The 24,988-nt window shown below is 45.9% G+C and carries 6 protein-coding genes and 1 CRISPR repeat array; of the genes, 1 reads left to right on the forward strand and 5 read right to left on the reverse strand.

From position 1 onward, the window contains the following. Positions 1–162: 162 nt before the first annotated feature. Positions 163–1,263, forward strand: a complete 1,101-nt coding sequence (locus QUB08_RS13355; RefSeq protein ID WP_333225158.1) for a precorrin-8X methylmutase — start codon at positions 163–165, stop codon at positions 1,261–1,263. A 5-nt stretch (positions 1,264–1,268) separates the two neighbouring features. Here QUB08_RS13355 and QUB08_RS13360 read toward each other — a convergent pair whose 3' ends face one another. From QUB08_RS13360 to QUB08_RS13380, 5 genes are all read right to left on the reverse strand, one after another. Beyond that, a complete protein-coding gene (locus QUB08_RS13360; protein ID WP_333225159.1) occupies positions 1,269–2,459 on the reverse strand; it encodes an RNA-guided endonuclease TnpB family protein in 1,191 nt (396 codons plus the stop codon). A 541-nt stretch (positions 2,460–3,000) separates the two neighbouring features. Continuing rightward, positions 3,001–19,390: direct repeats of the CRISPR family, unit length 37 nt; unit sequence GTTTCAATCCCTGATAGGGTTTTAGGGTTTTTCCGGC. A 278-nt stretch (positions 19,391–19,668) separates the two neighbouring features. Continuing rightward, positions 19,669–21,798: a DNA-binding protein gene (locus QUB08_RS13365; protein ID WP_333225160.1), complete on the reverse strand. Its 2,130-nt coding sequence runs from the start codon at positions 21,796–21,798 to the stop codon at positions 19,669–19,671. A 371-nt stretch (positions 21,799–22,169) separates the two neighbouring features. Further along, positions 22,170–22,886 (reverse strand): Uma2 family endonuclease, encoded by a 717-nt coding sequence (locus QUB08_RS13370; protein WP_333225161.1) that lies wholly within the window; start codon positions 22,884–22,886, stop codon positions 22,170–22,172. Between the two features lie 33 nt (positions 22,887–22,919). Then, positions 22,920–23,927 (reverse strand): ribonuclease III domain-containing protein, encoded by a 1,008-nt coding sequence (locus QUB08_RS13375; protein WP_333225162.1) that lies wholly within the window; start codon positions 23,925–23,927, stop codon positions 22,920–22,922. A gap of 352 nt (positions 23,928–24,279) precedes the next feature. Further along, positions 24,280–24,972, reverse strand: a complete 693-nt coding sequence (locus QUB08_RS13380; protein ID WP_333225163.1) for a hypothetical protein — start codon at positions 24,970–24,972, stop codon at positions 24,280–24,282. Positions 24,973–24,988 lie beyond the last annotated feature (16 nt).

Below are 24,988 nucleotides of genomic sequence, written 5' to 3' on the forward strand. Positions count from 1 at the left end.
TGAGAATTGAATTTAATGTTTCAGTCGGTTTTAACCGACTTCTGCTATGAGACGGGGATTTCAATCCCCGGCGGACTGTGGGTGAATGCGTGGGAATTCATTCACTCCTAGGACTCTGGGTGAATTCGAGAATCAAATATACAATCAAAATCCCAAAATCCCATGCAACAATTCCTAACAATCAAACAACTTACTGAAGCGGTAAAAGGCACAATTACGCCTCGGATGGTGCGGCATTATCACGCTTTGGGGCTGCTATCTCCGGCGGTACGATCGACCTCTAACTACAGACTGTACACCCGCAGCGATGTGCAAAGACTGCAAAGAATAGTCGCACTCAAGCAGCAAGGCTTTCAACTGTCTCACATCCGCAAACTGTTAGAAACTGACGCGGATGCTTCCCCTGACGCGCTGATGGCGACTCTGCAACGGCAATATCTCTCGGTTATTCAGCAAATTGTACGCCTCAGAGAAACGGCTTCGGCGCTGGAAGGATTGCTGGGACGGGATATTTCCTGTCAAGCGGTGCAAGCGGACGCATTGGCGCAATTAAGGCTGTTGCAGGCGGAAACTGAGGGGGGGTTGGATGAGTTGGAACAACTTTGGGAGGGTTGGGATGCGGGGGCGCACACTCACCCGGAGGATTTTGGGGAGTCGTTGCAGCAGTTGTTGCCGGATTTGACCGATCGCTCGGAAATTGAGGTAGACTTGCTTTCTAAACTGGTGTTAGCCTGCGGAGATTGTTCGCTGCTGCCGTTTGTGAAGTTGAGCGAAACGGCGATTAAATCGGCGCGGGAAGCTTTGAAAAATCAGTGTCAAATTGTGGCTGATGTGCCACCTGTTTTTGCGGCTTTGGATCGGACAAGATTGGCGCATTTGGGAACAAGTATTGCAACTTTAATTGATGATCCGCACATCAATGCTGCGGCGGAAGCGGAACAGGAATTTTGGCAGCAGCGTGAGTGGTTTGATAAGTTGTTGAAACTGGAAAAAGGATGTATATTGGTGATAGGATATGCGCCTTCTGTGCTGATGGCGGTTTGCGAGGCGATCGAGAGTGGGCAACTGCAACCGGCTTTGGTGATTGGAATGCCGATCGGTTTTAGTCATTCTCCGGTGGCGAAACGGCGGTTAGTGCGATCGGGCGTTGCTTATATTACGACTGTGGGAACTTTTGGCGGCGGGTTGTTGGCGGCGGTTGCTTTGAATGCTTTGGTTGAGTCTTTGATTGAAAAGCCGAATTGTCACTGTCATCTCAATTGAAATACTTACCGTGCTAAAGCAGCGGTGATTCTTGACGCTTCATCGGGTCTTGCTACCGAAGTAGTCTTACAGTCCCTCAGCGCCCCTTTAGAGTCGTGGCGATTCCCCATCCCGACTTGCTCTATATTTCTAGCAGCATTTTCGTCTCTGTCTTGTTCAGTGCCACAACTGGGACAAAGCACTGAGCGAATAGACAAATCGATTTTACCCCATTTAAACTCACAATCTGAGCAGACTTGGCTAGTAGGTTCCCAGCGACTGATGACCTGAAACTCTCTGCCAAATTTTTCGGATTTAGCCTCGCACAAAGTCCTGAATTCTCTCCATCCTTGCTGGCTAATCGCTCTCGAAAGTTTCCGATTCTTGACCAGACCCGACACATTTAAATCTTCCAAAACTATCACTTGGTTTTCGTTGACTATTTTGGTTGACAATTTGTGTAGAAAATCTTTGCGGGTATCGGCAATTTGATTGTGCAACTTCGCAATCTTAATGCGGGTTAGATTTCTTCTCCTAGAATCTTTTGGTTGACGGGCTAATTTACGTTGCAGTTTACGAATTTTCCGGTCTAGCTTTTTATAGTTGGGACTTTCGGCTTTCTCGCCGTTGCTCATCACTGCAAAGGTTTTTATCCCTAAATCAATCCCGACACTTGAATTCTTAGCCTCAGTTTGAATTGATTCAATCTCTACAACAAAACTCAAAAAATAACGGTTTGCACAGTCCTTAATTACTGTGACAGAACTAGGTTCCGACGGTAATTTTCTTGACCAGACTGGGTTGACAATCCCAATCTTAGCTAAGTATACACCTCCGTTCTCCTTCATTGAGAATCCACGGCGGGTAAGTCTTGCCGATTGGCTGCTAGTTCTTTTTTTGAACTTAGGATACCCAACTTTACGTCCTTTTCTATTTCCTTTACAGGAGTCGAAAAAGTTCTTGAAAGCGATTTCTAAATCAGCCACCGACTGCTGCAAGGGAACACATGACACATTCTCCAGCCAAGCTCTTTCGGTTGTCCGTTTTGCCTGAGTAATTACTATCTTCTGAAGTTCGGTCGATTTGGGCTTCTTTTCAGACTGTTTGCAGAGCGCAAGAGCATCGTTCCAGACTACACGAACGCAGCCAAACAACTGAGCCAATCTCTGCTGCTGTTGGTCTGTCGGATAGATTCTGTACTGATACCTTGCTTTCATTATTTTTTGTTGCTTGAATTACTCTATCATACCATGTATTGTTGATACAACCCTTGAAAGATTGAAGAGAATTAAATCCGTCCTAGAAGGACGGGGCTTCAGCCCTCCGCTACGCTCCGCCCAGTTCTTTGGTGAAAATGGGATTTAGGTTTATGGTGGCTTAATTTGTATTTTGCTCTTTCATATCAATTCCGGGTGCGCCGCAATGATATCAAATCCGCGCTTCATCGTCGGTCTTGGTAAAGTGGAGTCAAGCTGCCAACAAATATCAGCGTAATTTTCAGTTTTTCGAGTCACAGTCAACAGTCATGTCTGAGTGCAACCGCAGATGATATCATACCCGATTTAGTTTCAATCTTTGATAGGGATTTAGGTTTTTTGCAGGGCGCTTGTACTTTGTTTCAATCCCTGATAGGGATTTATGGTTTTTCCCGCTACATTGTCCGAGGCGAAAGCCTTCTAATAAAGGGTTTCAAGCCTTAGATCGGGAAATAGGGTTTTTCCGGCTGCTTGCTAAAGCGCTTAAAGAAATGCGATGTGAGTTTCAATCCCTGATAGGGTTTTAGGGTTTTTCCGGCGCGCATCACATATCAATCAAATCTCACACTTAATTAGTTTCAATCCCTGATAGGGTTTTAGGGTTTTTCCGGCTTTCAGTCTTTTCCGATGTCCACGACAGCAGCTTGTTTCAATCCCTGATAGGGTTTTAGGGTTTTTCCGGCTAATGCTTCTTCTCCTCCATCGGGGCTAGGTATAGTTAAGTTTCAATCCCTGATAGGGTTTTAGGGTTTTTCCGGCCAGTAGCGAGAGCCATTAAACGAGCAACTTGCTGTTTCAATCCCTGATAGGGTTTTAGGGTTTTTCCGGCCTCAACAGCGTCTCGGTTCCAACAGACGGTGAACCGCTTGTTTCAATCCCTGATAGGGTTTTAGGGTTTTTCCGGCGCTACCGCCGTCAAGGATGAGTTCTGGCACTGTGTTTCAATCCCTGATAGGGTTTTAGGGTTTTTCCGGCGCGTTGTTTTCGATGGTTGTGAGGTTCATTTTTGTTTCAATCCCTGATAGGGTTTTAGGGTTTTTCCGGCCCACATCCGGCGATCGACAGATTTACAGGTCATTAAGTTTCAATCCCTGATAGGGTTTTAGGGTTTTTCCGGCGCGACTGTTGCTGATGTTCCCAACTGGAACACCTCAGTTTCAATCCCTGATAGGGTTTTAGGGTTTTTCCGGCGAAGCGGTAACGACAATTGCCTTGACTACTACTCGATTAGTTTCAATCCCTGATAGGGTTTTAGGGTTTTTCCGGCCTTACTAGGTCTTCGCTAACATCAAAAATGCCGTGTTTCAATCCCTGATAGGGTTTTAGGGTTTTTCCGGCGATCGAGCATATCCCTAGCATCTACATATCGCGTTTCAATCCCTGATAGGGTTTTAGGGTTTTTCCGGCCAAGCCAAACTTATAGTCAGCGTACAGCAGAAAGTTTCAATCCCTGATAGGGTTTTAGGGTTTTTCCGGCTTGATTTTATCCACGATGTCGCTAAGGGAATGCCCAAATGTTTCAATCCCTGATAGGGTTTTAGGGTTTTTCCGGCCAATCTAGTTGCTATATCGCCAGTTTTTTTATCCATTCAAGTTTCAATCCCTGATAGGGTTTTAGGGTTTTTCCGGCCATTTGGCTGCGCTTTGTCAAGCTTTTTACACTCGTGTTTCAATCCCTGATAGGGTTTTAGGGTTTTTCCGGCTCTGCCATTTGTGTTAGTAGGGAGTTACTGATTTCTATTGTTTCAATCCCTGATAGGGTTTTAGGGTTTTTCCGGCCCTCCCGCGTCATCTACCACCTGATGAGGCGAAAGTTTCAATCCCTGATAGGGTTTTAGGGTTTTTCCGGCAAAAAAGCACAGCAGTTTTTCTCTCAAGCCAGTTTGTTTCAATCCCTGATAGGGTTTTAGGGTTTTTCCGGCGCTCTTTAAAAAAATTAATAGCGATCGAATGTTGTAGTTTCAATCCCTGATAGGGTTTTAGGGTTTTTCCGGCCCCAAACTTTTTTATTAGCAGGGCAATCGGGAGGAGTAGAGTTTCAATCCCTGATAGGGTTTTAGGGTTTTTCCGGCAATCTCTTTTTCGTCCTGTTTTTCAAGCAATCCAAGTTTCAATCCCTGATAGGGTTTTAGGGTTTTTCCGGCTTAATGAATTACTTGCACTAATTGGATCGGAATCAGACAGTTTCAATCCCTGATAGGGTTTTAGGGTTTTTCCGGCTTATCGCGGAGAATATGTCTAAGATTATGGCCGTAGTCAGTTTCAATCCCTGATAGGGTTTTAGGGTTTTTCCGGCGAAATGGCAAAAAGTCGCCAGGGCGATCGAAGTGGTGCGTTTCAATCCCTGATAGGGTTTTAGGGTTTTTCCGGCAAGCAACAGAGAGCCCAGGAGCATGGCAAAGCTATAGTTTCAATCCCTGATAGGGTTTTAGGGTTTTTCCGGCTCTAGACCTGTAATTTTTGGTAATTTTAATATATGTTTCAATCCCTGATAGGGTTTTAGGGTTTTTCCGGCCTACTCGTACAATCCGTTTTCAAAAGACTAATTTCCAGTTTCAATCCCTGATAGGGTTTTAGGGTTTTTCCGGCGGGAATTTAGGGCGATTGCAACTTGTTACCGTAACGTTTCAATCCCTGATAGGGTTTTAGGGTTTTTCCGGCGTTGATGTGTGCGAAGATATAAAGTGAAGAGACTAAAGTTTCAATCCCTGATAGGGTTTTAGGGTTTTTCCGGCGAGATGTCGAGCTTGATGAAGACGGTCTAGAGGTTCTGTTTCAATCCCTGATAGGGTTTTAGGGTTTTTCCGGCTTGAATGATTGCTTGGTGTATGCAATGAGTTTGCATGTTTCAATCCCTGATAGGGTTTTAGGGTTTTTCCGGCCGGATGTAAGGTTTGCAAAGCAGGTTTAAGCGAGTTTCAATCCCTGATAGGGTTTTAGGGTTTTTCCGGCTCATCGGAGCTCATCGCATTTTCACCAAAGCTGACGTTTCAATCCCTGATAGGGTTTTAGGGTTTTTCCGGCTCTACGAATCTGGCGAAATGCAGGTAACTTGCTACCACGAGTTTCAATCCCTGATAGGGTTTTAGGGTTTTTCCGGCCCTCCACACCCTCAGCCCTGGGGCTTCTTAAGTCGTTTCAATCCCTGATAGGGTTTTAGGGTTTTTCCGGCTTCGTGAGCCTCTAATAATTCTTCTAAAGTGGATTCTTTAGTTTCAATCCCTGATAGGGTTTTAGGGTTTTTCCGGCTCTACCACAACAGCCCAAAAGCACGGCTTTATGAGTTTCAATCCCTGATAGGGTTTTAGGGTTTTTCCGGCGAAAGGGCGCGATCGCTCCTCAAAGCAAAAGTTAGCCCGTTTCAATCCCTGATAGGGTTTTAGGGTTTTTCCGGCAAGTTACTTTTCTGGTCTGCAAGGTCGGACAACTTTCGTTTCAATCCCTGATAGGGTTTTAGGGTTTTTCCGGCTTTAGTTTTATTTCTGTTGGCTTCATAGTTTCTCGGAGGTTTCAATCCCTGATAGGGTTTTAGGGTTTTTCCGGCCTGACCCCTACAATGCCATTCTTAGCGGAGATAGGATATGTTTCAATCCCTGATAGGGTTTTAGGGTTTTTCCGGCTTGATCGTAGTAGCTCCAGCCGTCCCCGCAGAAACAGAGTTTCAATCCCTGATAGGGTTTTAGGGTTTTTCCGGCGATCAATTCCCTTGGGGACAAGAGCCTTGAATGCGTTTCAATCCCTGATAGGGTTTTAGGGTTTTTCCGGCTAATTATTGAGGCAGCCGGAGGGGAAGAGATAGATTGGTTTCAATCCCTGATAGGGTTTTAGGGTTTTTCCGGCTGGAGGTTCCGGAGGGGGATCTGGCCTTTGGGAATGTTTCAATCCCTGATAGGGTTTTAGGGTTTTTCCGGCCTTCAAACACTTTTTATGATCGCATGGGTTTTCTGCTGTTTCAATCCCTGATAGGGTTTTAGGGTTTTTCCGGCGCCAAATATTTCTGGAAGGAAACCGAAATCCCAAGTTTCAATCCCTGATAGGGTTTTAGGGTTTTTCCGGCATATTTTGGAGCTTTTTTGCTTGCCGGATCGGTTGGTTTCAATCCCTGATAGGGTTTTAGGGTTTTTCCGGCTGCGACTGCAACACGATCGCTACCATTGTAGAAGTTTCAATCCCTGATAGGGTTTTAGGGTTTTTCCGGCCCAAAAATGCACCGGGGGAGCTGTAAAGCATAAGGCAGTTTCAATCCCTGATAGGGTTTTAGGGTTTTTCCGGCAATATAAAAATGGGGGTGTCTGTGACAGAACTAGGTTTCAATCCCTGATAGGGTTTTAGGGTTTTTCCGGCGCTATCAGTAACGGCATCAAATGGTTTTGTCCTGTTTCAATCCCTGATAGGGTTTTAGGGTTTTTCCGGCTGGAATGTGTCTGCGTTCCGTGCCATAACAAGCGCGGTTTCAATCCCTGATAGGGTTTTAGGGTTTTTCCGGCTTTGTTCGCGGGTGTTGCCAAAAACTCGAAATGTGTTTCAATCCCTGATAGGGTTTTAGGGTTTTTCCGGCGCTGGCAATTCCGTTGGAGCCAGCGCCTGTTGCCAGTTTCAATCCCTGATAGGGTTTTAGGGTTTTTCCGGCTTATTCTTGGTGGCTATTTCTCGCCATACTCGCACAGTGTTTCAATCCCTGATAGGGTTTTAGGGTTTTTCCGGCAATGAGGTCATGAAAATGTTTTCCCTGCTTTTATCTCTTCGTTTCAATCCCTGATAGGGTTTTAGGGTTTTTCCGGCACAGACGGGGCCCGACAATCTAAACGCGCCTACAAAGGCATCAAATGGTTTTGTCCTGTTTCAATCCCTGATAGGGTTTTAGGGTTTTTCCGGCTGGAATGTGTCTGCGTTCCGTGCCATAACAAGCGCGGTTTCAATCCCTGATAGGGTTTTAGGGTTTTTCCGGCTTTGTTCGCGGGTGTTGCCAAAAACTCGAAATGTGTTTCAATCCCTGATAGGGTTTTAGGGTTTTTCCGGCGCTGGCAATTCCGTTGGAGCCAGCGCCTGTTGCCAGTTTCAATCCCTGATAGGGTTTTAGGGTTTTTCCGGCTTATTCTTGGTGGCTATTTCTCGCCATACTCGCACAGTGTTTCAATCCCTGATAGGGTTTTAGGGTTTTTCCGGCAATGAGGTCATGAAAATGTTTTCCCTGCTTTTATCTCTTCGTTTCAATCCCTGATAGGGTTTTAGGGTTTTTCCGGCGTAACGGCGTTGACAAGTTCGTGGATACCCAGCGGTTCGTTTCAATCCCTGATAGGGTTTTAGGGTTTTTCCGGCGAGTTGGCGATTGTGAATTAATCTTCTCTTAATTCTTCAGTTTCAATCCCTGATAGGGTTTTAGGGTTTTTCCGGCTTAAAGATTTAGAAAAGAAAGGGTTTTTAACTCCACAAGTAAGTTTCAATCCCTGATAGGGTTTTAGGGTTTTTCCGGCTGCATCAATTAGAAATCTCACGATACGAATTGCAAGGTTTCAATCCCTGATAGGGTTTTAGGGTTTTTCCGGCTTCCGGCGCTTGTAAAATTTGTTTGTAGTCTGAAATTACTTTTTGTTTCAATCCCTGATAGGGTTTTAGGGTTTTTCCGGCATGGGTGATGATGATTATCATCAATTTATGAGTGGTTTCAATCCCTGATAGGGTTTTAGGGTTTTTCCGGCCCAGCGGGAGCCTTGTAAGGGCTGGTAAAACCAAACTAACATCAGTTTCAATCCCTGATAGGGTTTTAGGGTTTTTCCGGCGAGTAGGGGCGTACTCCAGCCCGCTTAATTGTCGTTTCAATCCCTGATAGGGTTTTAGGGTTTTTCCGGCATTGAACCACCTTAGCAGCCCTTTTAAGAGCAGTTGTTTCAATCCCTGATAGGGTTTTAGGGTTTTTCCGGCTGTAAAGATATCAGTGAAATTATTGATATTATTGCCGTTTCAATCCCTGATAGGGTTTTAGGGTTTTTCCGGCAAATACGGTCATTTAATTGTTAATATGTTAAAGGTTTCAATCCCTGATAGGGTTTTAGGGTTTTTCCGGCCGATCGGCTATCACAGCCGATCGCAAGACAGCCCAAGTTTCAATCCCTGATAGGGTTTTAGGGTTTTTCCGGCAAGATGCCCGTCAAGTGTTGCCAATTGTGCTGTCGGGGAAGTTTCAATCCCTGATAGGGTTTTAGGGTTTTTCCGGCCGCAAGTAATCTCGAAAAAGCAACAGATCGAAATTAGTTTCAATCCCTGATAGGGTTTTAGGGTTTTTCCGGCGTTCAACCGCTAGCAGTTCCAAACTTGCCAGAAGAGGACAGCGTTTCAATCCCTGATAGGGTTTTAGGGTTTTTCCGGCCAAAATATTAATCTGGTACGAAGAAAACGATGAGGTTTCAATCCCTGATAGGGTTTTAGGGTTTTTCCGGCGTAAGAAAAATCGCTGGCCGGCTTGGCCTACTACCAGTTTCAATCCCTGATAGGGTTTTAGGGTTTTTCCGGCTGTTATTTGGTTTTAGCTTGTGTATTGCATTCCAGGAAATGTTTCAATCCCTGATAGGGTTTTAGGGTTTTTCCGGCTGGGCTTGTGGCCTCACATCAATCCACTAAATCGTTTCAATCCCTGATAGGGTTTTAGGGTTTTTCCGGCAATGGTGCGCGTGTGTAGCCCGCTTCCAGGGGTATGTTTCAATCCCTGATAGGGTTTTAGGGTTTTTCCGGCTAACTAATTTTCTGTATCGCCTTGCATGGTTGTGTGTCCGTTTCAATCCCTGATAGGGTTTTAGGGTTTTTCCGGCTTGGCGCTCCATTTGCAAATCCTCCAGGAGGAATGTTTCAATCCCTGATAGGGTTTTAGGGTTTTTCCGGCGCTATTGATAAGCACGAGGATTTCAAGCAAGAGTATGTTTCAATCCCTGATAGGGTTTTAGGGTTTTTCCGGCATTACAACTCAGAGTGTTTTAAGAGTGTTTACGATGGTTTCAATCCCTGATAGGGTTTTAGGGTTTTTCCGGCGAGCATTACTACGGCACAAGTAAGGCCATCAGCTACGTTTCAATCCCTGATAGGGTTTTAGGGTTTTTCCGGCTGAAAGAATAAATGCCAGCCACCCGATCGCCGCTACGTTTCAATCCCTGATAGGGTTTTAGGGTTTTTCCGGCCGGGCATTGATATTGACATTTACCTACCGCCCCGTTTCAATCCCTGATAGGGTTTTAGGGTTTTTCCGGCGAAGATTTCCTGAAAAAGCTCGGCATTAACGCTGAGTTTCAATCCCTGATAGGGTTTTAGGGTTTTTCCGGCCACCGGGCGCTGCGTGTTTTTTGCCTTCTGGTCCTCCCGTTTCAATCCCTGATAGGGTTTTAGGGTTTTTCCGGCTTCATTTGCAAATTAAAATCCGGTATTGTTGAGTGTTTCAATCCCTGATAGGGTTTTAGGGTTTTTCCGGCATTGAAGTCGAAAATCGGAGAAGAATAAATCGGGTTTCAATCCCTGATAGGGTTTTAGGGTTTTTCCGGCCAAAACCGACGCTAGCGAACAGTTAGCTGAATTGCAGTTTCAATCCCTGATAGGGTTTTAGGGTTTTTCCGGCGTAAGTTGTTAGGGATAGGCTCTAACGTACTGTCGGTTTCAATCCCTGATAGGGTTTTAGGGTTTTTCCGGCTAGACTTTTTTCTGAGGATTACATTCCATTGGCGGCAGAGAGTTTCAATCCCTGATAGGGTTTTAGGGTTTTTCCGGCTTTATCTGATGCTAGTTGTTTGTCAAAAATGCTTGATTTTGTTTCAATCCCTGATAGGGTTTTAGGGTTTTTCCGGCGGCGATAATCGCTGGCAAAAATGGGTAGACTCTAGTGTTTCAATCCCTGATAGGGTTTTAGGGTTTTTCCGGCTCGATTCTCTGCCTTTAAGTTACCTACTTTAATCTGTGTTTCAATCCCTGATAGGGTTTTAGGGTTTTTCCGGCAAGATGGCACAAGCTTTTTTGCGCCAAGCAGGAGGGTCTGTTTCAATCCCTGATAGGGTTTTAGGGTTTTTCCGGCATACAATGTCTCGTTCTTCTATAAAAAAAATGAATTCAGTTTCAATCCCTGATAGGGTTTTAGGGTTTTTCCGGCGGTTCCGGGGCGGGGCGGCATTATTAAGCCCTGCACTTGTTTCAATCCCTGATAGGGTTTTAGGGTTTTTCCGGCGCTACGTCACGATCTTCACAACCGTCGCAGCATTCATCGTTTCAATCCCTGATAGGGTTTTAGGGTTTTTCCGGCTACCGATCACCACCGTACTCTGGAATTGGTGAAAGTTTCAATCCCTGATAGGGTTTTAGGGTTTTTCCGGCCCGCCGATCGCCGGGATTGAAACAGTTGTCATTGTGTTTCAATCCCTGATAGGGTTTTAGGGTTTTTCCGGCTCACTCAATCAAATGCTTACGGTGGAGACAGTTATCGATGTTTCAATCCCTGATAGGGTTTTAGGGTTTTTCCGGCGTTTCCGGCTCGCGCAAAAGCGATTTCTTCTTCTTTTGTCCCCAGTTTCAATCCCTGATAGGGTTTTAGGGTTTTTCCGGCATTAAAGAACGGGCAATTACCGCCGATGTAGTTGTTTCAATCCCTGATAGGGTTTTAGGGTTTTTCCGGCTTAAAATCCGCCAAAAAACAAAAATTTAAGGTGCTCTGTTTCAATCCCTGATAGGGTTTTAGGGTTTTTCCGGCCTAGAGAACACCGCCGAGTTGCAGCAGTGGGACGATTCGTTTCAATCCCTGATAGGGTTTTAGGGTTTTTCCGGCTTGTATTGCTGCATTTGTCCGCTTCTAATAATTCGTTTCAATCCCTGATAGGGTTTTAGGGTTTTTCCGGCCAAATACAATCAGCGTATGCTGAGTCGAATTACAGTTTCAATCCCTGATAGGGTTTTAGGGTTTTTCCGGCGGGTATCTAGATCGTCATGAAGTAAAAGCTTAGTAAAGTTTCAATCCCTGATAGGGTTTTAGGGTTTTTCCGGCCTTGCTATTCTTGACAATAAAGACGGAATAGCCGTTTCAATCCCTGATAGGGTTTTAGGGTTTTTCCGGCGGAAGCACCAGGCCCAATTCTGTTTACGACACGTTTCAATCCCTGATAGGGTTTTAGGGTTTTTCCGGCGTGGAATCGGTCTGGTGGAGTACATATTTTTGATCACGTTTCAATCCCTGATAGGGTTTTAGGGTTTTTCCGGCATTTTGGACTTAGACTAATTATGAATGAATTACTTGTTTCAATCCCTGATAGGGTTTTAGGGTTTTTCCGGCGAAGAGGAAGGCGAGGGAACCAAACCCGAAGGAAAAGGTTTCAATCCCTGATAGGGTTTTAGGGTTTTTCCGGCCCAAACTCAACCTCGCTCTCGATTCTAGGAAATTATAAGTTTCAATCCCTGATAGGGTTTTAGGGTTTTTCCGGCCTGGTTTGCGGCACGATGCATCAATGCAGCCATGTTTCAATCCCTGATAGGGTTTTAGGGTTTTTCCGGCCTGGCAAAGTTTAGCAGCGCTTGCTCTACCCAGTTTGGTTTCAATCCCTGATAGGGTTTTAGGGTTTTTCCGGCTTGACTGATGACGAATACAAAAGCTCGCAACAAAGTTTCAATCCCTGATAGGGTTTTAGGGTTTTTCCGGCTTAAAGCCTCAAGTTGTGCCGCACGTTCAAGCGATTCGAGTTTCAATCCCTGATAGGGTTTTAGGGTTTTTCCGGCTAGAAAAAGGCAGCAATTAAGCTGCCCAACAAAGGTTTCAATCCCTGATAGGGTTTTAGGGTTTTTCCGGCTGCTCCGATTGCCACAGCTAGTACCATTGGGTCGATCGGTTTCAATCCCTGATAGGGTTTTAGGGTTTTTCCGGCTTTTGTTGGTCTGATCATACAAGGGTTCTCTAATGTTTCAATCCCTGATAGGGTTTTAGGGTTTTTCCGGCTTAATTCTGAACATTTTGTATGGTATTTTGTATTGTTAGTTTCAATCCCTGATAGGGTTTTAGGGTTTTTCCGGCGAAATGTCGTAAGGTTTCTATTAGTCGATATCCTCACAGTTTCAATCCCTGATAGGGTTTTAGGGTTTTTCCGGCTGTGTTTTGATGCCTTCAGTAGCACCCTTAATGTTTCAATCCCTGATAGGGTTTTAGGGTTTTTCCGGCGGGATGTCAAATTGCTTAGCTATTTCGGTAAAAGTTTCAATCCCTGATAGGGTTTTAGGGTTTTTCCGGCCAGCTTATCTGCATCATCGAGCGCAAAGAGTTTGGTTTCAATCCCTGATAGGGTTTTAGGGTTTTTCCGGCCGATTAAGATTTCAATGAGTCATTCCCCATAGGTAGAGTTTCAATCCCTGATAGGGTTTTAGGGTTTTTCCGGCAAAATTCGAGTTTGACGAGCGCTTATTTGAGATTGTTTCAATCCCTGATAGGGTTTTAGGGTTTTTCCGGCCTGTTTGCGTGATTCGTTCACCTGCTGTGAATTTGAAAGTTTCAATCCCTGATAGGGTTTTAGGGTTTTTCCGGCCATGTGGAAATTTTTGCCAGCGATCGTTCCCGCGTGTTTCAATCCCTGATAGGGTTTTAGGGTTTTTCCGGCGCAGCTATCGGACTCAAGCGAGTTGAATATCTCAGGTTTCAATCCCTGATAGGGTTTTAGGGTTTTTCCGGCTTAGAGGTAGGCTACCTGAGTTAGCAGCTAAAATAATGGAAGTTTCAATCCCTGATAGGGTTTTAGGGTTTTTCCGGCATTCTTAACCAAACTAAAGGCAATTGTGATTTCTATGTTTCAATCCCTGATAGGGTTTTAGGGTTTTTCCGGCAGCAATCAGCATCACCGTCACCATGCCACCTGTAGTTTCAATCCCTGATAGGGTTTTAGGGTTTTTCCGGCAGCAGCAGTGCTTAAAGATTGCTACCAGCGAGGCTACGTTTCAATCCCTGATAGGGTTTTAGGGTTTTTCCGGCTTTAGAGATGATAATTGTGATTATTATTGTGGGCTTGTTTCAATCCCTGATAGGGTTTTAGGGTTTTTCCGGCTGATGAATCTCTCTACATCAATCCAACTAACATCGTTTCAATCCCTGATAGGGTTTTAGGGTTTTTCCGGCGCAATAAACTAATCTTATTACTTGATGCAATTCCTGTTTCAATCCCTGATAGGGTTTTAGGGTTTTTCCGGCATTCCCCGGCGGCGATCGATATAGCAACGTCAAAGTCGTGGTTTCAATCCCTGATAGGGTTTTAGGGTTTTTCCGGCGCAATCTCCGCCTAAGATTGCCGCGAAGTCTTTGGGTTTCAATCCCTGATAGGGTTTTAGGGTTTTTCCGGCTTGACATGGTAGATTGAGTATGCGATGTTTAAGTCGTTTCAATCCCTGATAGGGTTTTAGGGTTTTTCCGGCGTACATACTTTAAATGATGTTTGGAGCGATGAAACTGAATGTTTCAATCCCTGATAGGGTTTTAGGGTTTTTCCGGCGTTCATTTAGTAAATCATTCCAGATTACAGCATCTGTTTCAATCCCTGATAGGGTTTTAGGGTTTTTCCGGCTGGAAAAAGGTCTTTTCGCCAACGGTATCGGGCCGTTTCAATCCCTGATAGGGTTTTAGGGTTTTTCCGGCGGTTTGGGAGATATCTCGCTCTCCCAAATGTGCCGGCATAAGCGTTTCAATCCCTGATAGGGTTTTAGGGTTTTTCCGGCTGTAACGTGGCCTGGCATCCAGACAGAAATAGATTTGTTTCAATCCCTGATAGGGTTTTAGGGTTTTTCCGGCGTAGTCCCGTTATTAATGTTCCACTCGTACCCGTTAGTTTCAATCCCTGATAGGGTTTTAGGGTTTTTCCGGCGTTACAGTTTTGCAAGTGCTCGCGTGGATTAATGGCGTTTCAATCCCTGATAGGGTTTTAGGGTTTTTCCGGCACTTACATCAAAACTCAAAGCCTCAGAGATTTCGTTTCAATCCCTGATAGGGTTTTAGGGTTTTTCCGGCGAATAAAACCGGGGAATTCTAGTCCGGCGATGATTGTTTCAATCCCTGATAGGGTTTTAGGGTTTTTCCGGCTTAGATGATTTAGCGATCCTTCTGCATCAGTAGATTGTTTCAATCCCTGATAGGGTTTTAGGGTTTTTCCGGCGTTGTTGATCGCTTGGGTCGCTGATAAAAGTCGCGCCAGTTTCAATCCCTGATAGGGTTTTAGGGTTTTTCCGGCTTGAGTTCCGCTTCTTCTTCGTCGTCGTCGGCAATTAATTCTTGCTCGTTTCAATCCCTGATAGGGTTTTAGGGTTTTTCCGGCAATTCAGCGTGATCTGCCTTCAAATGGTGAGATTGAGTTTCAATCCCTGATAGGGTTTTAGGGTTTTTCCGGCGGAAGCTAATCGCTTACAAGGAAAGATTTAAACCCATGTTTCAATCCCTGATAGGGTTTTAGGGTTTTTCCGGCTGGTTGCGGTTTGAGGTGCAAAATATTAACTTTCACGTTTCAATCCCTGATAGGGTTTTAGGGTTTTTCCGGCAAAAGTGTTGCAGAAGAAATCCTGGGAGATGATATGTTTCAATCCCTGATAGGGTTTTAGGGTTTTTCCGGCTTAAATTGATGCTTCTCACAGGCTGCAATAAGAAAGGGCAGTTTCAATCCCTGATAGGGTTTTAGGGTTTTTCCGGCCTAGCTGCTGCAGCTTGCACCAATTCATTAGCTCCTTGTTTCAATCCCTGATAGGGTTTTAGGGTTTTTCCGGCTCTGCCTAGTGTTACAAATCCCATGATTTGTCGCAAGTTTCAATCCCTGATAGGGTTTTAGGGTTTTTCCGGCGCAATTACAGATTTTTCTGTGAGATGGGAGGGATGCGTTTCAATCCCTGATAGGGTTTTAGGGTTTTTCCGGCTATTTTGTCAGCAGTATCCGGAATGGAATCAGCGTTTCAATCCCTGATAGGGTTTTAGGGTTTTTCCGGCACTGCGATCGGAGAAGATTTTTATGAGGGTCTTTACCTCGTTTCAATCCCTGATAGGGTTTTAGGGTTTTTCCGGCCAGAGACGTGCGCCGCACAAATGCCATGCGGGCGTTTCAATCCCTGATAGGGTTTTAGGGTTTTTCCGGCTAAAGGGCCACCATTTTCGACTAGGTACGTGAGATTACGTTTCAATCCCTGATAGGGTTTTAGGGTTTTTCCGGCGCATCTTTAATCAATATTTCTAAGCCAGTGGGAGTGTTTCAATCCCTGATAGGGTTTTAGGGTTTTTCCGGCAATTCCTGTTGCTGGCTCTACACCGCTAGATTGGTTTCAATCCCTGATAGGGTTTTAGGGTTTTTCCGGCTAAAACTGGGAAATGGATTGCTGGCGATCGATATCGTTTCAATCCCTGATAGGGTTTTAGGGTTTTTCCGGCGTCCCCTTCCAGATGGACTGGTACGAATATCCACGTTTCAATCCCTGATAGGGTTTTAGGGTTTTTCCGGCTCTACCGCCCAGTACGCCAGAATTCAAGTCATACAATTGTTTCAATCCCTGATAGGGTTTTAGGGTTTTTCCGGCTCCAGCTAGCTACCCGCCACCCGTCGCTCGCCGACAAAGTTTCAATCCCTGATAGGGTTTTAGGGTTTTTCCGGCTGCACCGATTTTCTGTTAGTTATTAATACTCTCGTTTCAATCCCTGATAGGGTTTTAGGGTTTTTCCGGCTTTTGGATAAAGACTGGAAAATGTATCTGTTTTAAGTTTCAATCCCTGATAGGGTTTTAGGGTTTTTCCGGCCGGCTTTATCCGATTGTGCCGCTAGGTCTAGAACCTTTGTTGCAATCCCTGATAGGGTTTTAGGGTTTTTCCGGCTGTAAAAAGTACACCCTCAACATATCATTTAATAGTTTCAATCCCTGATAGGGTTTTAGGGTTTTTCCGGCATAGATATCTCTGGATGTTACGGGGAAGGTCAGAGAGTTTCAATCCCTGATAGGGTTTTAGGGTTTTTCCGGCGCAGAATTGGCGCTAAGTCAATACAAACAAACTCGTTTCAATCCCTGATAGGGTTTTAGGGTTTTTCCGGCTCCGGTGATTGATTCTTGGATGGTACCGCGCCAGCCGATGTTTCAATCCCTGATAGGGTTTTAGGGTTTTTCCGGCCCCCAATATTCGACATCGCCAAATCCGGGAAGCCATTGTTTCAATCCCTGATAGGGTTTTAGGGTTTTTCCGGCTCTCCGTACAAAATCAGAAGGATATTCGCCAAGTTAGGTTTCAATCCCTGATAGGGTTTTAGGGTTTTTCCGGCTTGACTCAACTACCTTTCCCTCTCTCCTAGTTGTATTTACATGTTTCAATCCCTGATAGGGTTTTAGGGTTTTTCCGGCATTGGGCATCCTATCAAGTGTATAATATTATTATGTTTCAATCCCTGATAGGGTTTTAGGGTTTTTCCGGCCAAAATCCAGCGTCTACAAATGGCATAGATACTGTAGTTTCAATCCCTGATAGGGTTTTAGGGTTTTTCCGGCAATTCGTTCCCGTATTGGGAAGTAGCAAAGGCAAGTTTCAATCCCTGATAGGGTTTTAGGGTTTTTCCGGCGTGCCTTTGGTTATTGCAACCATCCTTACTAATTGTCCTGTTTCAATCCCTGATAGGGTTTTAGGGTTTTTCCGGCGAGAATCTTTAATCACAAGCATCTCTCAGGGCTTTTAGTTTCAATCCCTGATAGGGTTTTAGGGTTTTTCCGGCTCGCTGCATAGATTTTAAGGTAAAATTAAATTTGTTTCAATCCCTGATAGGGTTTTAGGGTTTTTCCGGCGTTCGCCTTTGATTGTCCACTGCTGTTTTGAGTTTAGTTTCAATCCCTGATAGGGTTTTAGGGTTTTTCCGGCTCAGAATCTCGGTTTGTTGCGGTAAAAATTCGTTTGGGTTTCAATCCCTGATAGGGTTTTAGGGTTTTTCCGGCTCCAACGCTTTAAGATGTTCTAAGTCTTTAAGAATGTTTCAATCCCTGATAGGGTTTTAGGGTTTTTCCGGCCCAAAGGTCTTGGATTTGTCGAAAATTTCTGTTGCGTTTCAATCCCTGATAGGGTTTTAGGGTTTTTCCGGCAGATTTTAGGTTTTTCTTCCGACAGTGGTATCGGTTTCAATCCCTGATAGGGTTTTAGGGTTTTTCCGGCAGACGATCGCCCACCACACTCAACTTGAAGCCGCGTTTCAATCCCTGATAGGGTTTTAGGGTTTTTCCGGCCTCCAACCGCACCCGCCCCGACACCAACACAGCCCAAAAGTTTCAATCCCTGATAGGGTTTTAGGGTTTTTCCGGCCAATTGCTTCTAAATCTCCCTTTCTCTTCTCTTCTGGTTTCAATCCCTGATAGGGTTTTAGGGTTTTTCCGGCTTCAGCTATTGTTTTGTTCATACCCCACAAGAATTTTAGTTTCAATCCCTGATAGGGTTTTAGGGTTTTTCCGGCTTTACGCGCCATTCCAGTGCAGTGTTCGCGCAGAGGAAGTTTCAATCCCTGATAGGGTTTTAGGGTTTTTCCGGCTTGGCCGGTAGTTAACCTCCAAACCCTCCATACGAAAGTTTCAATCCCTGATAGGGTTTTAGGGTTTTTCCGGCTGAGTACGGTTGTGGTGTGGCTGCGTTTCCATTTTTGTTTCAATCCCTGATAGGGTTTTAGGGTTTTTCCGGCTCTATTAGTCCAACCCCCTGCAAGTTAAACAACCTAGTTTCAATCCCTGATAGGGTTTTAGGGTTTTTCCGGCCAAATTTTAACAAGTTACCTCAAGATTTAGATGTTTCCGTTTCAATCCCTGATAGGGTTTTAGGGTTTTTCCGGCCGTGGAGATTAACCCAATACAAATCGATGCTAAAGTTTCAATCCCTGATAGGGTTTTAGGGTTTTTCCGGCAGATGTTGAAGCGTTCACGGGGTTGTTAGAGTAGTTTCAATCCCTGATAGGGTTTTAGGGTTTTTCCGGCGTTTTTTGGCAATGGCAGCAGACAGTGCTGCATGTTTCAATCCCTGATAGGGTTTTAGGGTTTTTCCGGCTTTAGAGAGTCTTTTTGAAAACCTGAAAGACCACATAGTTTCAATCCCTGATAGGGTTTTAGGGTTTTTCCGGCTACTGGATAGCTGGCTCGAATACTGCGAGGTCGATCGTTTCAATCCCTGATAGGGTTTTAGGGTTTTTCCGGCTCACGAATCAACCACGGACAACCCCCATCTACAACCGTTTCAATCCCTGATAGGGTTTTAGGGTTTTTCCGGCACAGCATTTATCAACCCAAGGGAGTGGATCAGAAGTTTCAATCCCTGATAGGGTTTTAGGGTTTTTCCGGCCCATACTGGCACTTTTTCTTAAATTCTTGCAGATAGTTTCAATCCCTGATAGGGTTTTAGGGTTTTTCCGGCATAAGCAGCCGATCGCGCACTAAGAGATGCCGCAGAGTTTCAATCCCTGATAGGGTTTTAGGGTTTTTCCGGCTTAACCCCCGGAATTTTACCGCACCTTTATACTGTTTCAATCCCTGATAGGGTTTTAGGGTTTTTCCGGCTCCACAAAGAAACGCACCGGTGTCTCCGCTTGATTGTTTCAATCCCTGATAGGGTTTTAGGGTTTTTCCGGCTGAGGCTTGGCAGAGCTGGATTTACCTTTCTGTTTATTGAGTTTCAATCCCTGATAGGGTTTTAGGGTTTTTCCGGCGAAACGGGATTTATGAAATCGAGCGAGAGACCGAGTTTCAATCCCTGATAGGGTTTTAGGGTTTTTCCGGCCTCCCGCTCCTGATCAGCGATGATTTGCCCTGCTGTTTCAATCCCTGATAGGGTTTTAGGGTTTTTCCGGCGAAGTACGAAAGCACCGCCACTAGGAGAAGTGAAGTTTCAATCCCTGATAGGGTTTTAGGGTTTTTCCGGCAGCCCGTTTTAGAAGCCTTGCTGTATTTAGTTTTCAAGGTGCAGTTCCGTGAATCTAAAACAAAAGTACCATTTGGGCCTGCGACTTGTCAATACCCAATTTTTCATATTCACTCCTAAGGCTTATCCAGTAATACTTTCAGACTTTCCGTGAATCGTATTGTTAGACATAGAGCCTCAAACCCTTGCAGTACAGACATTGTAGCCCCCAAATTTAACACCTCGATTTTTACACCTACCGATTCACGGATTTTCCACCCAAAAACAGACATCAAGCGATCACCACTTCCCCAAAGCCCCCCAAACAGTACCCGAAACCACCCCCCAAATCGCCCCCAAACCAGCCCCCACGATCGCCCCCGCCACAGGCCCCAACTCCACCGGCACCCCAGCGCTAACAGCCGGAAACATCGCAGACACCCCCGCCCCCAACACAGCACCCGCAAAAGTCCCCAAAAAACTGCCCCAAATCGCCCCCAAAAACCCACCATTTACACCCGAAGGCTGAAACGAAATCGGCAACTTCGGCGCAAACCCGCAAAAACCCAACAAACCCCCAGAAACCACACCACCAACCGAACCAACACCAGCCGCCACGATCGCCACACCCAGCAACAAACCCGCAAACTCATTCACCGGCCGCATCTGGACACCGTATTGCTGCCAAACCACCAGCCCAGCCCCCAAAAAAACACCAGCCAGAGTCCCCACAAACGAGCCCCAGACAGCCCCCAAATACCCTCCCCGCCGGCCCCACACCCTCCCCATCGGCAGCGCCAGAGGAGGCCGAAAACTCGCCCAAACACAGCCCCAGACAGCACCAACCCCCGCCCCAGCCAAAATCCTCTCCCCGATTCCCGGAGTGCTATTAATCGCGCCAAACACCGCACCGCCGATCGCCGCCAACAAAAAAGCCCCCCAAGCCGCCCCCACCAAAACTCCGCCCCACTTCCGCCAAATCTGATTCGGCGGCAAAGTAAAAACCCCCCACATCACCCCAAAAAAACAGCCCCAAATCGAACCAACAAAAATTGCCCCCAAAATAGCACCGCCGCCCTCAGCTATTGCCGAATAAATCCCCCCGATCGCCGCCAAACACAAACTACCCCAAACACCTCCCCAAGCAGCATCCTGAAAAATGCGCTCAAACTTGCCCACCGGAAGCTGAGGCGCAGGAGTCCGACTCCGAGACATCGGCATCGGTAGCAACGGCACTGCGTACTGACCGAGGGGGCGTGGCAGGCCCGTGGCGGGCTGTTGTCGGCGCACTGCGGGAGCCCTCACGACAGGCGGTGGTTGGGGCTTTTTACGCTTGGTTTTCGCGGGCTGCAAGTGCAATCCGTTGCTGACTGCTTGTCGCGAAGGAAACGGATCTCGCCCTTTGAGGAGTTTTGCCCGATCGCACCAAGGACACCGATTCAGATGATTTCCGTATTTATGCTGACTGTTTTTGCTGCAAGTTACCAAAGCATCTTCCGCTTCCCGAATCGCATTCACCCAAGTTTTCGCATCCGGGCGCGCCGCAGGATTGCCGTGCCCTTCCTCAAAACAGCGGATAAACATCTGTCGCAGTCGCGGATGCAGCATCTCAAAAGGAGGCGCAGCGGGCATCGGGCGGTAGCGGGCGGGCACGGGGGCACCGCCCCTACTGCATCCGGGGACATGGCCCGATCGAATTCTCGCTTCCAAAGACGGTGGTTCATCGCTACCGAGATAAACTCCCGAAAACGGATGCGTACCTTCCATCAGCAATTGAAAAATTAATACTGCTAAACCGAACAAATCGTGCTCTGGAGATCGATCGATATCGCGGAAAGTCTGCCCCTGCAACTCCGGCGGCGTAAACTCTGGTTTCCCCACGGGACACCGATAAACGTAACCCGTATAAGGATCACGCACTTGAAACGAATCGGTGTCTACCAGCGTTACCAAGGCCGTATCCGTCACGAGAATGTTCGACTCGTTTACGTCGCCGATGACGTAACCCCTGACGTGGAGGGCGTTGACAGCCGAGGCGAGATTTCGGGCGGTACGGTGGAGGTAAAGATAGCTAAATAGCGGTTTTTGTTCGCGCCTGGTTTTGGGAGTGTAGAAAGTGTGTACCGGCATCACTTTTTTGACGCGCGGCATCACAAAACCAACGATTTTTTCTCGCCCGCCGACAGTATGCAGCAAATCGATCGGCCAAGCAATTGAAGCGTGCCCGGGTTCCGCGATTGGCGCATCCGGCGGCATACTGAACATGACTGTGAGTTTGTCGCCGTCTTCGTCTGTCGGTTTGTGGTAGATTTTTGCTACAAGGGACGAGTCTTGGGCGATCGGGTAGATGCGACCTTCACCCCCACTGGCGATCGCGCTTTTGGTGTCGATCGCAATCAGTTGTCCGCTAAATTGGCGCTGCAACTGCATAGAATTCGCTTAGGGTATGGGGGCATCAATCGATTTTAGATGTTAGATTTTGGATTTTAGATTAAAGAAAGCTACCCCACTGATAAATCCGTAATTCTATTTTATTGTGGGGAGTAGGGGTTGGGCAGGAGAGCCCGCCCTGGAAAATTTAGCAACAGGCTACGAGGGCCTGTTCCACGATAATTCTATTTTATTGTGGGTTGGGAAGGAGAGCCCGCCCTGGAAAACTCAGCAACAGGCTACGAGGGCCTGTTCCACAATAGTTCTATTTTATTGTGGGGAGTAGGGGTTGGGCAGGAGAGCCCGCCCTGGAAAACTCAGCAACAGGCTACGAGGGCTTGTTCCACAATAGTTCAATTTTGCAGTTGTGCTTACAATTGATTGGGATCGATGCCCATTTCTCGGAGTCTTGATTCCAAAGCTTGCGATCGCGATCGTTCTTGTTCCAGCAGCATTTCTGCCTGTTCGGCCCGCAGCCGTTCTTGTTCGGCCCGCGCCTCGGCTTGCTGGATCAGTCGATCGAGTTCCACAAAACTCCTAAACGGTTCTCCAGAGGGCCCGAACATTTCGAGTCCTGTTTCTGATAATTGAAACCGCACTCCCAGTCTCGGACTTACCCAACCATCAATTTGTTCGATCGGTTCTAATTTTCCCTCAGCCCGCAACCATCCTATCAGTTCCAATTTTTCTGGATCGTACAAATAGTATTCTTCCACACCATAGCGTTCGTAAAATTGAAATTTTTGCATCATCGGAGTCAGACGATTTCCCCGCGACCAAATTTCAAATGCGACTTGTGGCGCAATATCATTTTCATACCACTGTTGATAGGAACCTCGATATCCTTTGGGGATGCCAAAAACTGCCATTACATCTGGTGCTTGAGACAGTTTGTTATTGCCTTCCACCGGATACCAAAGCAAGTCACCTGCTACAAAAACATTTGGATCATCGGCAAACAGCAATTCTAAGTTTTCTTTAATCCAAACAATTAATCTAAACTGATCCGTATTGTTTGACATCGGTTCGCCGTTATCGTCTGGGTAGATGATATTTGATTTTTCGGGAGATTGCAGTTGTGTAACCATTGCTGTTTCCCCAATTTTTTTGACAAGTTGATTTTATTTTAGTCGATCGCCTGTTTCCTCTTCCAGTTCGTCAACTGCGGTTTGGATAAAGTTATCCACCAACCAGTCGCGGGTACGCGAGAAATTGCTTCTCAATTCCAGGTACTGACTGCCTAATTTGGCCTTAAAGTCTTTGGGGAAAATCTCTTTGGCCACTAACATATTTTTCCAGCGAGTTAGCTGGCTGGCGTTGCGTTCGGGAAAGCGGTTGTACAAATAGTCGATCGCGATCGCATCTAGAATAGCCGCACCGAGGATTTCCCGCCGTTTCACCTCGTTTTCTGGTCCAATTTCTCGCCACTGACTTAGATCCTCATGCTGGCTAACGTTTGGTTCAATCCAGTGCTGAATCAGCCAGTTTCCCCCACGAAAAAAATCCCGATCGAACTCCAAGTAAATCGCGCCAAACAAAGCCTCTAAATTCTCAGAAAAAATTCTATTGTACTCGCTTTTGTCTGTTTCTTTCCCATTCCAGACGCGCAAATTAAGTTCGTTTAATTTCAATCTTTGTGCAAATTCCGCAAGTTTTTTCGGATCTGCTAAACGAGCTTTTAAGGTTGAAATAGCATCTGGATCGAGTTCTGGATATTCCCGGTAGAGGTAATCGGTAACAACAGCACCGAAAATCGCTCCCCCTAAGAGTGACAGCCGTTTGTACTTAACCTCTTGCCAAGCGGGAGACTCCTCCGGGCGATCGGAGTAATCGCTGCTATAGTAACGGCAATTTAACGCAATTTCCAGCAGTTTTGTCTGCTGAAAGCTGGAAAGCTTGATCGCTGCTTTTACTGCTTCAATATCTACTTTTTTATTTTTTATTAGCTCTAATTCTTCTTCACATTTTCCCCACTTTTCCAACCACTCACCGCCAGCATCTTCCACATACAAATCCACAAAATCTACCCCGTGATTCATCCATTCATCCTGCATTTTTCTGGCAGCTTCCAGTTCTTCCCAGACTTTATGCAAGTTATTTTCAACGGTGTGTGTACCTTGTACAGTCATAGTATTTGATTTTGATGTAATTTGATTTTATTTCCAACAACTATACGGCGATTAAATCAAATCTCAATTCAATTTAGGCCGAGTGGCTAGTTATTTCACTCTTATTGATTGCTGCGGTAAATCTTCCCGTTATTTAGCCTTTGTATCAAGCACCTGTTGCCAGCATCTGGCCAACCCCTCCCGGAGACAGAAAAGGGGAGGAAAAATCTTGGTCTGTTTTCCCTTTTCCAGAAGCAGGCTGGGGGTTAGTTTTTTGGCATTGTCGAGAATTGTGCAATATGTGAGTTAGTCAAATTTTTTTTTCACGGAGTTTGGAGCAGTCGAACTATTCTCAGCAGCATATCTGCTTGATTTACGGGAACTTGAGGTAACGACCTGCGGGCAAATTATCACTATTATATAATGCAATGTTAACTAACTGGTTCAGGAAATTTGCATCGTTTTTATCATAACTTAAAAATAATCCTCTGTCAATCCCCCAATCTTGAAGAGTTTGTTGCCAATTTTGATATTTGAGTTCCGAAAACTCATCCGAAAGAGTAGTGACTTGAATGCAGAGGGGCTGTTGTTGGCGGTTGCTAACGATCGAATCGGTTGCCATAGAAAGATCTGCAACATATCGATACAAAACAGTGCCTTGGCGATCGACAATTCGGGCTGCGATCGCACGAATCACGAGATCGTCAGCCGGATCGAATTGGCCGGCCTTGAGTTTTTGTTTCCAGATGTAAAATTTGCGATCGTTTTCCCTCAACCATTTAGGAAATAGATAGCTGTACCAATACCTTTCCCCCGGCGTCATTAACTCAAACGCTGCTTGCTGTTCTCTTTCCGAAGGTAGAGATTGAACTGCCAGCCAAACCTGAGAATCTCGGATAAGCTGCAGCAAAAAAGCCATCACAAATTTTTTAGCCGTTAGCGAACCGGGTTTAACATCTTTCACCCAGCGATTGATTTCATCCAATCTTCTCGCCAAACTCGGATCTATTGGATCTGCTGCGCTAATTAGGGAGTTGAGCTTATCCTTAATCTCTTGTGCTTGCAAACGACGACCTACTGTA

Origin of the sequence: Microcoleus sp. BR0-C5 (assembly GCF_036705045.1) — a bacterium.
GTDB lineage: Bacteria > Cyanobacteriota > Cyanobacteriia > Cyanobacteriales > Microcoleaceae > Microcoleus.